Source organism: Mesorhizobium sp. M1E.F.Ca.ET.041.01.1.1 (genome assembly GCF_003997355.1).
In the GTDB taxonomy this organism is placed as follows: domain Bacteria; phylum Pseudomonadota; class Alphaproteobacteria; order Rhizobiales; family Rhizobiaceae; genus Mesorhizobium.
Window position 1 is genome coordinate 1 of the sequence record NZ_RZSL01000131.1, and the last position, 13,047, is coordinate 13,047.

Genomic DNA, 13,047 nt, shown 5'->3' on the forward strand with positions numbered 1-13,047 from the left:
GAGCGCGTCCTGCACCATCTCGCGCTGCCGCGACAAAACCGAGGACGCGCCGGCAGCACCTGCCCTGGCCGACTTTTCAAGAGCCTCGAGATTCTTGCGGTGGTGATCGAGGATTGCCTGAACGTCGACATTCGGCAGCTTCAGGTCGCGGCCGAATTTGCTGAACATATCCAGGAAAGAGTCGGATTCCGGTCGTTTCGCCATATCATCGCCTCCCGATCAGCCGCGCTTGCGGCGCCCTAAGGAGAGAATAGTGCACGGCCGGCCCGCGTCAATTGACGAGAAACAGCCGCTCCGCCGTGTAAAGCACCAAACCGGCCAAGCCGCCGATCACCATGCCGTTGAAGCGGATATATTGCAGGTCCTTGCCGATGTTCATCTCGATCAGCCGCGTCAACTGGGCCAGATCCCAGCGCTTGACCTGGTCGGCGATGAATTTCGACACACCGCTCTTCTGGCTCTCGACGAACGAAGCGAGCGCGACGACGAAGCCCTGGTTCATGTCGGCCCTGATCTGCGCATCGTCGGCCAGATGCCGGCCGACCTCGACGAACATATTGGCAAGATGCTCGCGGATCGCCGAATTCGGCGCGTTGGCGTCCTGCTCGATGAACAGGCGCAGACTGGCCCACGTGTCGCCGGCCAGCGCCCTGACTTCCGGACGGCCAAGGAAATCGCGCTTCAGCTTCTCGGCACGCCTTGCATATTGCTTGGACGTCCGCAGCCGTTCGATGAACGCAAACGCGAAACGGTCGAATTCGGCGCGCATCGGATGATCGGGATCGGCCCGCACCTCCTCGAGCAGCGACCCCGCGGAAGCGACGATCTTCTTCAACAGATAGGCATCGGCGCGGAACAGGTTGAACAGCGACGGTAATTCCTCGCGGATCTTTTCGCGCATCGCCGCCAGGGCCTTCTCGTCATTCAGGAAACGCCCGACCACCCTGATGAACTCGTCGAACAGCCTTTGATGGCGGCGGTCGTCGATGAGCGCCGACAGCAGCTCCGCGGCTAAAGGCGCCAGCGGCACCTTTTCTATCTGCTCCAGCAAGCGGCTGGTGACGAAGTCGCGCAACCCGGACTGCTCCACCGCGGCAAGCGTCTGCGGCACCAGCCGCGCGACGAATCGCGACAACCCCGCTGCGCGTTCGGTATCGGCAAGCCAGTCGGCGACGAGACCGGCAAAATCGACCTCGGCGAGTTTTTCCCGCACCGGCTCCGGCGCGAGGAAATTGGCTTCGATGAAACGGCCGAGATTGTCGGCGATGCGGTGCTGGTTCTCCGGGATGATGGCGGTGTGCGGGATCGGCAGGCCAAGCGGCCGCTTGAAGAGCGCCACGACGGCATACCAGTCGGCCAGGCCGCCGATTGTCGCCGCCTCGGCAAAGGCGGCGACGAAACCGAGCCATGGATGGCTGCCCTGGAAAGACGTGGCGAGCCCAAAGACAAGGATGCATAGGCCAAGCGCCGCGGCGGCGATGAACTTGATCCGCCGCAACGCCGAGAGCTTTGCCTGCGCGTCGGCGTCGAATCGAACCGGCGCGAGGGCTGGAGCTGATTGTGACATGAAAAGGCCGTTCCCTATTTGCACCCGAATTTATCTAGTGCCTGCGCCGGCGAATCGCTCGTTCAAAGCGTATTGGGGCGTACTGGGTTGCCATATGCGCCGACGTGCACAAAAAGTTGACAAGATTATTCAGCTATGTACCCCTCCAGTCTGGAATTGTTCCAAACTATGGGCCATATTCGGTCCAAGCTAATGTTTTCGCGAGGATACCATGCGGCTCACGCGCCAAACCAACTACGCGATGCGCATCCTGATGTATTGCGCCGCGAACACCGACAGGTTGAGCCGTATCCCTGAGATCGCCGCCGCCTATTCGGTTTCGGAGCTGTTCCTGTTCAAGATCCTCCAGCCGCTAGTCGAGGCCGGCCTGGTCGAGACGGTGCGCGGCCGCAACGGCGGCGTGAGACTCGGCCGCCCGGCGGAGCAGATCAGCCTGTTCGATGTCGTGCGCGTCACCGAAGAGAGCTTTGCCATGGCCGAATGCTTCGAGAACGACGCCGCCGAATGCCCTCTGGTCGATAGCTGCGCGCTGAATTCGGCGCTGCGCGAAGCGCTCAACGCCTTCTTCGCCGTGCTCTCCCGCTACACGATCGCCGATCTCATCGCCGCACGCCCGAGCGTGCGCCATCTGCTCGGCATCGACCTCTTGGAGCAGCGCGCCCCGGCTGCCTAAGCGGCCGATTGCGGCAGCACGAACGGCATGTTCGCCGAAGGCAGCACGCCAACCTTGAGGCGGCAGTCGAACACCTTCTCGATCAATTCGTCTTTCAGCACGTTCGCTGGCGTGCCGGCAGCCGCCAGTTGGCCGTGATGCAGCACGAAAATCTGGTCGGCATACATGGCCGTCAGGTTGAGGTCGTGCAGGATCGCCACCACGCCGCCGCCGCGGCGGGCGAAATCGCGCGCGATGTTCATGATGATCAACTGGTGCTTGACGTCGAGGCTGGAGACCGGCTCGTCGAGGAAGAGATAGCGCGGCCTGCCCTCCAGCACCGGCGCCCAGACCTGGCACAGCACGCGAGCGAGTTGTACGCGCTGCTGCTCGCCCCCGGAAAGCTCCTGATAAAAACGGCCGGCAAAGCCGTCGAGATCGACGCGCGCCAGCGCCCGCTCGGGCAGGCGCGCATCCTCGCCGGGCAGCACGCCCGAACGACCGCCGATCAGGCCGAGACGAACGATCTCGCGCACGGTGAAGGGAAATGACAGCGAGGTCGACTGCGGCAGCACGGCGCGCAGCGTTGCCGCTTCGACCGGCTTCATGGTCGATAGATCGCGGCCGTTGAGCGTGACAGCGCCGGTATAGGCGAGCTCGCCCGTCAGCGCCTTGAGCAGCGTCGTCTTGCCCGACCCGTTCGGTCCGACGATTGCCGTCACCTCGCCCGGCAGCGCCGCGAAATCGACATGGGATACGATGTGCTTGTTGCCGACCGCCACGGAGATGTCGCGTGCTTCGATCATGGACAGCTCACAAATCGACGATGCCGCGCTTGCGCAGCAGGATCCAGAGGAAGAACGGCGCACCGGCGACTGCCGTGACGATGCCGATCGGCAGTTCGGCCGGAGCGACGACGGTGCGGGCGACCGCGTCGGCGATGAGAAGCAGTGAGGCGCCGAGCACGGCCGAGGCCGGCAAAAGGTAACGGTTGTCCGGACCGATGGCGAGGCGCAAGAGATGCGGCACGACGATGCCGATGAAGCCGATGCCGCCGCTGACGGCGACCGACGCGCCGACCGCCGCCGAAACCCCGACGATGGCCGTATATTTCAAACGCTGCACCGGAATGCCGAGATGGCCGGCGGTCGCTTCCCCGAGCGCCAGCGCGTTGAGCCCGCGCCACAGGAAAGGCATCGTCGCCAGCGCCAGCAAGATCACCGGCCCGACGGTGCCGATCTTCGGCCAGGTCGCGCCGGCAAGCGAGCCGAGCTGCCAGAAGGTCAGGTCGCGCAATTGCCGGTCGTCGGCCATGAAGATCAGGATGCCGGTCAGCGCCATGGTAAGGGCTGCGATCGCCAGGCCGGCGAGAAGCATCGTGGCGACCGACGTCCGGCCGTGCCGCGTCGCGATGGCGTAAAGCAGCAACGTCACCGAAAGGCCGCCGAAGAAAGCCGCCAGCGGCAAGGCGAGAGTACCGAGAGCGAGCGTGACAGGTGCAAGCCAGGTCGTGCCGAGCACGATGATCGCCACCGCGCCAAGGCTCGAGCCGGCGGAGACGCCGATCAGCCCGGGATCGGCGAGCGGATTGCGGAACAGACCTTGCATCACCGCGCCGGAAACGGCGAGCGCGGCGCCGATCAGCACGCCGAGCAGGACACGCGGCATGCGGATGTCATAGACGATCAGCTGGTCGCGTGCGGCGAGCCCCGCATCGGCTGGCACGGCTCCGGTAAGCCAGTCACGAATGACGCGGACGGCGGACGCGTCGGAGGCGCCCGAGGTCAGCGACAGGAATATGGACAGCGCAAGCGCGAGCGACAAAAGCAGGATGACGGCCCTTGCCCGTGCCGAGCGGTCGCCATTGGCTGCCGTCGCCACCTTGCCTGCCGCGCCAGCGATCGACTGATCGGCCATTACCACTGGTCCGTGACCTGGCTGCCGTAGAGCGAGACGGCGAGATCGTGGATGGCTTCGGCTGTGCGCGGCCCGAAGCCCAGCAGATAGCCGCCGTCCATGCTGATCACCTTGCGGGCGGCACCCGCAGGCGTCGAGGCGATCGACGGATTGGCGAGCAGCTCATCCTCGGAGACCGGCGGCCCGGCGTTCTTCATGGTCAGGATCACGTCAGGCCTGGCCGTGACGATCGCCTCGTCCGACATCTGCTTGTAGCCGGAGAAACCCTCGACTGCGTTGACGGCGCCGGCCAGCTTGATGATGCCGTCGCCGGCGGTATCGCTGCCGGCGGCCAGGACCTTGCCGCCCTGCGTCGACAGCACGAACAGGATGCGCTTGCGCTGCTTGATCGAAGCCGCCTGCTTCTCGGCCGACTTCAGCTTCGCATCCATCTCGACCGCCAGTTTCTCGGCCTTGGCGTCGACGCCGAGCGCCTTGCCGACGACGCGGATCTTTTCGAGGATGCCTTCATGGCTGTAGTGCTCGGGCACCTCGATGAAGGCCACGCTCGACTTCTTCAGCACGTCGACGGCGTCCTTCGGGCCACTGCCGTGCAGGGCCAGGATTCCGGTTGGATTGACCGACAGCACGCCCTCCGGCGACAGCGCGCGCATATAGCCGACATCGGGCAGCTTGAGCGCGGCTTGCGGAAAATAGCTGGTCGAATCGCGGGCGACGAGATGCCCCTCCTCGCCAAGCGCATAGACGATCTCTGTGATCGAGCCGCCGATGGAGGCAATCCGCGAGGTGTCGGAAAAGACGACGGTACTGTCGTTGGCTTTCGCAGGCAGAACGGCGAAGGCCAGCATAAGACCGAGCAGTGGTGCAAGCACCGGGCGGAAACTGAAAACAACACGCATCGGGTCTTGCCTCATGCAGCGGTCGGGCTGGGAATGCGGGGCAGGTTCTCGGCCAGGAAACGCCAGTCTTCCCGCTCGCTTTCGCCTTCTCGGCGCTTGCCGAAGAACTGGATGATCATGCCGCCATTCGCATCATAGGCCTCGAGCGAGGTTACATGGCCGTCCTTGGTCGGCTTTCGCACCGCCCAGACCTCATGGATGTGATCGGTCCTGAGATGCAGGTGGAAGGTCTCGTCGAGCACGTTGATCCAGGGTCCCATCGGCTTGACCGATTTGATCGGGCCGGAATGGATCTGGATACAGCCGCGGTTTCCCACGAAGCACATGATCGGCATCTCGCCCTCCGCGGCATGGTGGAACATGGCGCTCACCGCGCCATTGTCCAGCAGCCAGGCAAAGTCCTGGCCGACCATGCGCACCGCCTCGCGGCGGCTGAGCTTCAGCGTCTTCAGCATGCCGAAGAACTGATGCACGTCGGTCATCCGGCTCCAGCGGTCGCGCAGATCGTCGATGCTGGCAACCGAACCTTGGGCCTCCCCGCTGCCTTCCGAAACGCTTGAGGCGATCGCGATGGTCGGTTCCTGGTTCGACGATTCGAGGCCAGCCACCAGTTTCTGGTAGGCATAGAGGTTGGAGGCGGGGCGCAGATGCACCTTATGCACCGCCTCGCCGGCCGCATCGAAGAATTGCAGGCTGCGGCGGATCTCGCCGCCGTCGCGTTTTTCGACGGCAAAGCCATGCGCCCATACCTTTGGGAAGATGCGCAGGTCGATGTTCTCGCCGAGCGCCATGGCGTTGTGGTTGCCGGTGACGACCTTGTCGTAGACGCCGATCTTCTCGTGCACTGCGCTGTCGTTGCGGGTCAGCGCCATCACCTCGCCGACCGCTTCAAGGCCGGTCAGCAGGTCGTTGACGCGCGGCTCGACGCGTACCGCGCTAAGGCTGCAATGCGCCGCGACCAGTTCCGCCTCCGAGATGTCCAATTGAGCGGCTAGATCGCGCTCCCGCATTTTCGGATTATCTTCCCGCGCCCGCCGGATCTCTTCCGGCGACGGCTTAACGCGCTGGTCCATATCGTCCACCCGTATTGCCTGATGTCTCGTCAACCGCCTGCCGATCCTGTTCACTTGTTGAGGATCAACTTGCCCTGACGGGTGATCTTCAGGCGGTAGAGTGCGCCGTGATGCTCGATGCCGATCTCGTGCTCGCCCTGGAACAGCGTGTTGCTGGACAGCGTCCTCACCGCCATCGGCACCCTTTCATAGCGCATCTGCGTGTCGTCCGGCCGGCGGACGCGATAGCGGAAGTCGTTGGGATTGTGCGTGTTCATCGGGTCGGTCCTTCTGCTGTGCCGGCTGCCAGGCCGGGCCCTCTTAATGCCGATTCAATTCTTGACTCGAATTATCATGTTTACTAGTCAGTGCATTACCGGACTAAATGAGTCAACATTTAAGGCGCCGGATGTGATCAAAAATGCGAGCGAGCCCCGCGCCAGCCAGCATCGAGCCTGAAAATTGGAGTTGGGGCATGGGGTTGGTGAATTGGGGACAGACGGGCCAGGCGGACGCGGGCCCGGGCTTCCGATGGATGGCAAGCGGCATTGCCATATTGATGGCCGGAGCAGCGGCAATCGCGCTCGGCGTTCCGGCCGCGAAAGCTCAACAGGCGGTGCAGCCAGCGACCGATCAGCAGGCCGACCAAAAAAAGAAGGCCGATGAAAAAGCCGCTGCCGAAGAAACTCTGCTCGACAAGATCCTGGTCATCAGCCGCACCGGCGAGACGGCGATCCAGTCGCTGGCCTCGGCCAGCCATGTCGACCAAGAGCAGCTCGACCGCCGCATGGCGACGACGCCGAACGAGATGCTGCTCGGCGTGCCAGGCGTCACCGTGCAGGCCGACGCACGGCGCGTCAGCTCCAGCATCAACATCCGCGGCCTGCAGGACTTCGGCCGCGTCGCGGTGATCGTCGACGGCGCCAGGCAGGATTTCCAGCGCTCCGACCATGGCACGCAATCGACCTTCTACGTCGATCCCGAACTGATCAAATCCGTCGACGTGATCCGCGGCCCGGTCGCCAACACTTATGGCTCCGGCGCCATCGGCGGCGTCGTCTTCTTCGACACCAAGGACGCCGAGGACTTCCTCAAGCCGGAAGAAAGCTGGGCCGCCTCCGTCACCGGACGCTATGAAAGCAACGGCAAGGGCTGGACCACCAGCGCCAGCGGCGCCTACCGCTTCAACGAGAACTGGGACGTTCTGGGCAACATCGTCTATCGCGACTACGGCGACTACAAGAACGGCGGCGGCGACACCGTTGCCGGCACCGGCTTCGACGTGCTGAGCGGACTGCTCAAGACCACCATCCGTCCGAGCGAGAACAGCGAATTGAAGCTCGGCTGGGTCGGCTCGAGCGACGGATGGACGGAGACCAGCGGCGGCGTGCCCGCGAACGATGTCGATCTCAAGTCGAACACCTTCACCGCCCGCTACAACATCACCGACGATGCCAAGAGCTGGCTCGATCTCCACATCAACGCCTCCTACAACAAGACAGTTCTCGATCTGACGACGCTCGTTCCGCAGAACCGTTTCGATCCGACAACCGGCCTTCCCGTCGTGCTGCCCGCCGGCTCGCTGTCGACCTTCGATGTAGGGACGACCGACATCGACATCTGGAACACGTCGCGCTTCGAGACCACTGGCATTGCGCATGAGCTGACTTATGGCGGCGACTGGGTCGGCGACGACGTCGAGACGGGCGGCACGGCCGGCGGCGACAGCTTCTACACGCCGTCGGGCAAGCGCGACGTCTCCGGCGCCTACATTCAGGACAAGCTGACCTGGGAATGGCTCGAGGTCATCACCGGCCTGCGCTACGACAGCTACAGCCTGAAGGACTCCGACCACGAAACGTCAGGTGACCGGCTGTCGCCCCGCATCACCATCGGTGTCTCGCCTTTCGAAAGCGCTGGCCTCGCAGGCCTGCAGTTCTACGGCACCTATGCGGAAGGCTACCGCTCACCCTCGCTGACGGAGACGCTGATCAGCGGCAATCACCCGGCAGGCGTCACCTTCCCGTTCCTGCCCAATCCCAACCTCAAGCCTGAAACCGGCAAGACGGTCGAGTTCGGCGTCAACTACAAGCAGAACGACATTGTCGAGGCCGGCGACGCGCTGCGGCTCAAGGCCGCCTATTTCAACAACAATGTCGAGGACTATATCGACGGCGTCACGCTCTCGGCCTTCGACCCGACCAGCGGCTGCCCGTTCGGCCCGGGCATCCCGATCTGCTTCCAGTATCAGAACTTCGCCAAGGCCAAGATCAACGGCTTCGAACTGGAAAGCGTCTATGACGCCGGCTGGGGCTATGCCGGGCTTTCGGCTTCCATCATAAACGGCCACACCATCTCTTACGAAGGCGAGCGCGCCGACCTCGCCACCATCCCCTCCTCGCAGGTGACGGCGCAGCTCGGCTTGCGCTTCCTCGAAGACAAGCTGACGGTCGGTGGCGAGGTGCAATACAACGGCAAGCCCAGGGGCAACCCGGTGGCCAAGGACTATACGCTGGTCAATGCCTTCGCCAGCTACCAGGCGACGGACAATCTCAAGGTCGACTTCCGCGCCGACAATCTGTTCGACGTCAAATACACCAACCCGCTCAACGGCAGCACCACCGCCGTTCTCTATGAACCCGGCATCACGCTGAAGTTGGCGGCAACCATGCGCTTTGGAGGCTGAGAACTATGAACTTGACGGCATCGCTTCGTCTCCTGACCTCGGCGCTGGCGATGTCGCTTGGCCCGGCGCCGACCTGGGCTCAATCCGCGTCGGCGCCGGCCCTAAGCCTCGAGCTCAACGCCGCCCAGCCTTCCGACAAGGGCTGCCGGCTGACCTTCGTCGTCAACAACACGCTCGGCGCCGACCTGTCGAAAGCGGCTTTCGAGATCGCGCTGTTCAATGAGGCCGGTGTCGTCGACCGCCTCACCGTGCTCGATTTCAAGGACCTGCCCGCCGGCAAGACGAAGGTCACGCGCTTCGACCTTGCCGGCGCCGACTGCGGCAAGCTCGGCCGCGTGCTGATCAACAGCGCGACGGAATGCGCCGGCAACGGCGTCGAGCCGGCGGCCTGCATGCGCGGCCTGAAGACCTCAACCAAGACCGGCATCGCTTTCGGTATATAGAGGTGGGGTTGCATCCGGCCTTCCCACGAGACGCCATGGCATGGTCTGCCTCCGGTCTGCCGCCATGGGCGGCAACCGATCTTGATTTGACAATCACATGCCCTGCACGGCAGGTCTCGGCGCGAGACATGCAGGACATCAATCACCCCTTCGATGCAGGCGGCGAACCGGCGATCAAGCCGGCCGAGCCGCTCGTGCAGGCGCGGCAATCCGGCGGAGACCGGAGATGGACGGTGGCGATCATCGCCTCCGGCCTGCTCCATGGCGCCGCGGCGGCGGCGTTTCTGCTCGCGCCCCCCGGAACATTCGACGCCATGGACGCGATTCAGGCCGAAGGCACAGATCAGTCCGGCGCCAACGTCACCGGCAGCGCCCTGGACGACCAGTCGTCCGGCGCCGTGGATGTCACCTTGGTGCCCGATCCGCAGCCGGTGAAACGCCAGGCCGCGCAGCCCGCTCCGCCGGTCGAAGCGCAGCAACCTGCAAGCGAACCCCCGGCGCCTCAGCTTCCGCCGCAAGCTGTCAAGGAAGCCACTTCCACGCCCGATATCCTGGCGGCCACCAGCCCACGCCAGGACGACCAGAGTGTCCCCGCCGACAGCAAACCTACGCCCGCGACCGAACCGCAAAGCGCTGAAACGCCCCCTGCCGAGCCTCAACAGCCACCGGTCCCCAGTGCGACATCGAGCGCCCCGGCCGCATCGGCAGGGCCAAGCCAAACCATTGAAACCGGCGGCACGGCGGATGGCGACGCGCGCGATGCGCCGGTTATCGCCAGCAAGGGCAAGATAAAGGCCGCCGCCGGCAATGCCTTGGAATCCCGCTACAGCGGTGAAATCCAGAAGAAGCTCGCCCGCGCCAACCGTCGCGTTTCGAAATCGATCCAGGCCAAGGCTCGCAACAATGCCAGGGTGGTTTTCGTCGTCGCGGCCGACGGCAGCGTCAGCGACCTGCAGCTCACTGAAAGTTCAGGGTCCGCCGAGCTCGATCAGTTCGCTTTGACGCTGGTGCGCAAGCAAGCCCCGTTCCCTCCCATTCCGCCCGAGACCGGAAGGTCGAGTTGGGTGTTCAAGGCGCGGATCGGCCCTTTTTAAAGCCTTCGCCATCCTAATAGTTAGAATTCATCCATTTCGAAAGGAAGCCAATGTACATCGCCATGAACCGCTTCAAGGTCCAGAACGGCTCGGAAGAAGCCTTCGAGGACGTCTGGAAGAACCGCGACTCCAGCCTTTCCGAGATGCAGGGCTTCAAGGAGTTCCACCTGCTGCGCGGTCCGGTCAACGAGACCGAGGGCTATACGCTGTTCGCCTCGCATACCGTCTGGGCAAGCCAGGAGGATTTCGTCGCGTGGACGAAGTCGGAGAACTTCCGCGCCGCCCACCGCAACGCCGGCACCTCGAAGGTGCACTATCTCGGCCACCCCCAATTTGAGGGATTTTCGGTCGTCGAAGGCGCCTGACCGCTAATGTGCAATGGCCAATCTCGACCGATAGTTAGGGTGTGTTGAGATTCAGGTCAGGCCGAGTCGAAAACGGCGGTTTCCGAGAACCGGAGCGGAGCGTACTTGAAGTACGTGAGCACCGACCTACGCCGGCCGTAGCCTTAACTGCCACGCCACTCTCATTTCATTTATGCTTCGGTCGGCGAAGGCCGGAAGCGCAGGAAGCCGCCGTTTGCAGGCCGGCATCACCTGAATATCAATACGCCCTAAGCAGCCGCGAGCAGACTGGCATTGCCGCCCGCCGCCGTGGTGTCGACGCAGACCGCGCGCTCATGCGCGTAAGCCGCCGGGTTGAGCACTTCACGGACCAAGGGCACGATCGGCCCGGCGCGCTCGGCGATCACCTTGCGCACGATGCGCGCCGCTTCTGGCGTGCCGGAGAAGGCGACGACGTCAACCTTCAGGGCCCGTGCCTCGACCGGATCCGGACGGCCGTCGATTGCAGCAAGCGGCAGTCCCTTGCCGGTCAGCGCCGACAGCACCGCCGGCGCGCCAGGCGCCACCGCCAGCACCGCATTGCCGGCGGCTAAAGCCTGGATCGTCTGAGCAAGCAGCGTATCGGCATCAGGTCCGAGGCAGAGCACCCGCCCGCGCGGCGCCAGCGACAGCGTATTGGCCTCGCCCGTCGGACCAGGCAGGTCGACCTGACCGAAATCGAGGCTCGCGGCGGCGGCAATTGCAGCCGCCCCCTTGCCGCGCAGATGTTTTCTCAGGATCGCCACGCGATCCGGCCGCGTCGACCAGCCGCCCAGCGCTGGATCCGGCAGATTGTCGGCAAGCTCGGTGGCGGTCACCTTGTGGCCTTCGCCAACCTCCGTGCCGGCCTCCGGACCTTTGCGGAAGCGGCGCAGATAGTGCGGCCCACCGGCCTTCGGCCCGGTGCCCGACAACCCCTCGCCGCCAAAAGGCTGCGATCCGACGACAGCGCCGATCTGATTGCGGTTGACATAGATATTGCCGGCATGAATGCCGTCGACGAAATGCTGGACGCGACCCTCGATACGGGTGTGCAGGCCGAAGGTCAGGCCATAGCCCTTGCGATTGATGGCCGCGATCACAGCATCGATATCGTCGGCGTCGAAACTGGCGACATGTAACACCGGTCCGAACACCTCGCGCTCCATTTCCTCGATGCCTTTGACGCGGAAGACATGCGGCGCGACGAAACGGCCGCTCTTCGGCGCTTCCAGCTTGGCGATCAGCCTGCCTTCCAGCCCTTTCTTGGTGCAATAGTCGCTGATCGAGGCTTGCGCCTCGTCGTCGATGACCGGGCCGACATCGGTCGAGATCACCCAAGGATCGCCGACGGTGAGCGCTTCCATCGCGCCCTTCAGCATTTCCAGCATCTTCTTCTCGACATCCTTCTGGACGTAAAGCACGCGCAGCGCCGAGCAGCGCTGCCCGGCGCTCTGGAAAGCGGAGGCAAGGATGTCGCGCACCGCCTGCTCGGGCAGCGCGGTGGAGTCGACGATCATCGCGTTGAGCCCACCGGTCTCGGCGATCAGCATCGCGTCAGGCGCCGCGGTTTCGGCAAGCTGTTTCTCGATCAGCTTGGCAACCTCGGTCGAGCCGGTGAAGCAGACGCCGGCGATGCGCGGGTCGGCGGTGAGCGGCGCGCCGACCGACGGACCGTCGCCCGGCAGAAGCTGGATGACGTCCTCCGGCACGCCGGCCTCGCGCAGCAGCTCGACGGCGCGGAAAGCGATCAGCGGCGTCTGTTCGGCAGGCTTGGCGATCACCGAATTGCCGGTGACGAGCGCCGCGGCGATCTGGCCGGTGAAGATGGCCAACGGAAAATTCCACGGCGAGATGCAGACGATCGCGCCACGCGCCTCAGTGCCCGCTTCCGCACTCGCCGCCTCGGCCGCGTAGTAGCGCAGGAAGTCGACGGCTTCACGCACTTCGGCGACCCCGTCGGCCAGCGACTTGCCGGCCTCGCGGGTGGCCAAAGCGAAGAATTCGGCCGCATTGGCCTCGTAGAGATCGGCGGCGCGGTTGAGGATCGCAGCGCGCTCGGCGACCGGACGCTTCGCCCAGGCAGGCTGCGCGTCGACGGCAATGCGCACGGCGGTCGCCACCTGCTTGGCCGCCGCCTCATGCACCGTGCCCACGACCTCGTCGGGCTTGGCCGGGTTGACGATCTGGCGCTGCTTGCCGTAGCCGGCGGCGCGCGTGATCGGCTTGGCGTGCCAGCGGTCCGCTCCGGCAAATTCCGCCCTCGCCTTGTCGATGGCCGCCAGCGTCACGGTGTCGGTGATGTCGAAGCCCCTGGAGTTGCGCCGGTTGGCGCCGAAGATCGCGGCTGGGCGCGCGATCGCCCGATTGGCGGC

12 protein-coding genes and 1 pseudogene are annotated in these 13,047 nt (G+C 64.4%); 5 read left to right on the top strand and 8 right to left on the bottom strand.

The genetic code is table 11. The annotated features are described in order from the left end of the window. Positions 1-204, bottom strand: a pseudogene (locus tag EOA38_RS13620) (phasin family protein); the annotation flags it as partial. A gap of 67 nt (positions 205-271) precedes the next feature. Further along, entirely contained in the window at positions 272-1,567 is a 1,296-nt protein-coding gene (locus tag EOA38_RS13625; protein ID WP_126093354.1) for a DUF445 domain-containing protein, read from the bottom strand. Between the two features lie 211 nt (positions 1,568-1,778). On the opposite strand from EOA38_RS13625, the gene rirA reads away from it, so the two are divergent. Continuing rightward, positions 1,779-2,240, top strand: a complete 462-nt coding sequence (gene rirA / locus EOA38_RS13630) for an iron-responsive transcriptional regulator RirA (RefSeq protein WP_126093353.1) — start codon at positions 1,779-1,781, stop codon at positions 2,238-2,240. Here the strand turns inward: rirA and EOA38_RS13635 are convergent. Genes EOA38_RS13635 through hemP form a run of 5 tightly spaced genes read right to left on the bottom strand, consistent with a single transcriptional unit; the run spans position 2,237 to position 6,365 of the window. Further along, positions 2,237-3,025: a heme ABC transporter ATP-binding protein gene (locus EOA38_RS13635; RefSeq protein ID WP_126093352.1), complete on the bottom strand. Its 789-nt coding sequence runs from the start codon at positions 3,023-3,025 to the stop codon at positions 2,237-2,239. The two genes, rirA and EOA38_RS13635, sit on opposite strands and share 4 nt — an antisense overlap. Positions 3,026-3,032: 7 nt before the next feature. Continuing rightward, complete coding sequence (locus EOA38_RS13640) at positions 3,033-4,136, bottom strand: iron ABC transporter permease (protein ID WP_127299423.1); 1,104 nt, start codon at positions 4,134-4,136, stop codon at positions 3,033-3,035. After that, positions 4,136-5,035: a hemin ABC transporter substrate-binding protein gene (locus tag EOA38_RS13645; RefSeq protein WP_127299424.1), complete on the bottom strand. Its 900-nt coding sequence runs from the start codon at positions 5,033-5,035 to the stop codon at positions 4,136-4,138. Before EOA38_RS13645 ends, EOA38_RS13640 begins: the two co-directional genes overlap by 1 nt. An 11-nt stretch (positions 5,036-5,046) precedes the next feature. Next, a complete protein-coding gene (locus EOA38_RS13650; RefSeq protein ID WP_127222233.1) occupies positions 5,047-6,108 on the bottom strand; it encodes a hemin-degrading factor in 1,062 nt (353 codons plus the stop codon). A 50-nt stretch (positions 6,109-6,158) separates the two neighbouring features. Further along, positions 6,159-6,365: a hemin uptake protein HemP gene (gene hemP, locus EOA38_RS13655; RefSeq protein WP_126093348.1), complete on the bottom strand. Its 207-nt coding sequence runs from the start codon at positions 6,363-6,365 to the stop codon at positions 6,159-6,161. A gap of 257 nt (positions 6,366-6,622) precedes the next feature. On the opposite strand from hemP, the gene EOA38_RS13660 reads away from it, so the two are divergent. From EOA38_RS13660 to EOA38_RS13675, 4 genes are all read left to right on the top strand, one after another. Beyond that, positions 6,623-8,773 carry a TonB-dependent hemoglobin/transferrin/lactoferrin family receptor gene (locus EOA38_RS13660; RefSeq protein ID WP_126093347.1) on the top strand — a complete coding sequence of 717 codons (2,151 nt, stop codon included), beginning with the start codon at positions 6,623-6,625 and terminating at the stop codon, positions 8,771-8,773. Positions 8,774-8,778: 5 nt separating this feature from the next. Beyond that, positions 8,779-9,216, top strand: a complete 438-nt coding sequence (locus tag EOA38_RS13665; RefSeq protein ID WP_126093346.1) for a hypothetical protein — start codon at positions 8,779-8,781, stop codon at positions 9,214-9,216. A gap of 128 nt (positions 9,217-9,344) precedes the next feature. Continuing rightward, positions 9,345-10,310: a TonB family protein gene (locus EOA38_RS13670; protein ID WP_126093345.1), complete on the top strand. Its 966-nt coding sequence runs from the start codon at positions 9,345-9,347 to the stop codon at positions 10,308-10,310. A 50-nt stretch (positions 10,311-10,360) separates the two neighbouring features. After that, positions 10,361-10,675, top strand: a complete 315-nt coding sequence (locus EOA38_RS13675) for an antibiotic biosynthesis monooxygenase (RefSeq protein WP_126093344.1) — start codon at positions 10,361-10,363, stop codon at positions 10,673-10,675. A 248-nt stretch (positions 10,676-10,923) separates the two neighbouring features. Here the strand turns inward: EOA38_RS13675 and EOA38_RS13680 are convergent. Beyond that, positions 10,924-13,047, bottom strand: a 2,124-nt coding sequence (locus tag EOA38_RS13680) for an L-glutamate gamma-semialdehyde dehydrogenase (protein ID WP_127299425.1), incomplete at its 5' end; no start/stop codon positions are given.

What these genes read in the sequence shown, in the direction of transcription:
- EOA38_RS13625 (WP_126093354.1), bottom strand. Translation starts at nt 1,567, where the DNA reads ATGTCACAATCAGCTCCAGCCCTCGCGCCGGTTCGATTCGACGCCGAC.
- rirA (WP_126093353.1), top strand. Translation starts at nt 1,779, where the DNA reads ATGCGGCTCACGCGCCAAACCAACTACGCGATGCGCATCCTGATGTAT.
- EOA38_RS13635 (WP_126093352.1), bottom strand. Translation starts at nt 3,025, where the DNA reads ATGATCGAAGCACGCGACATCTCCGTGGCGGTCGGCAACAAGCACATC.
- EOA38_RS13640 (WP_127299423.1), bottom strand. Translation starts at nt 4,136, where the DNA reads ATGGCCGATCAGTCGATCGCTGGCGCGGCAGGCAAGGTGGCGACGGCA.
- EOA38_RS13645 (WP_127299424.1), bottom strand. Translation starts at nt 5,035, where the DNA reads ATGCGTGTTGTTTTCAGTTTCCGCCCGGTGCTTGCACCACTGCTCGGT.
- EOA38_RS13650 (WP_127222233.1), bottom strand. Translation starts at nt 6,108, where the DNA reads ATGGACCAGCGCGTTAAGCCGTCGCCGGAAGAGATCCGGCGGGCGCGG.
- hemP (WP_126093348.1), bottom strand. Translation starts at nt 6,365, where the DNA reads ATGAACACGCACAATCCCAACGACTTCCGCTATCGCGTCCGCCGGCCG.
- EOA38_RS13660 (WP_126093347.1), top strand. Translation starts at nt 6,623, where the DNA reads ATGGCAAGCGGCATTGCCATATTGATGGCCGGAGCAGCGGCAATCGCG.
- EOA38_RS13665 (WP_126093346.1), top strand. Translation starts at nt 8,779, where the DNA reads ATGAACTTGACGGCATCGCTTCGTCTCCTGACCTCGGCGCTGGCGATG.
- EOA38_RS13670 (WP_126093345.1), top strand. Translation starts at nt 9,345, where the DNA reads ATGCAGGACATCAATCACCCCTTCGATGCAGGCGGCGAACCGGCGATC.
- EOA38_RS13675 (WP_126093344.1), top strand. Translation starts at nt 10,361, where the DNA reads ATGTACATCGCCATGAACCGCTTCAAGGTCCAGAACGGCTCGGAAGAA.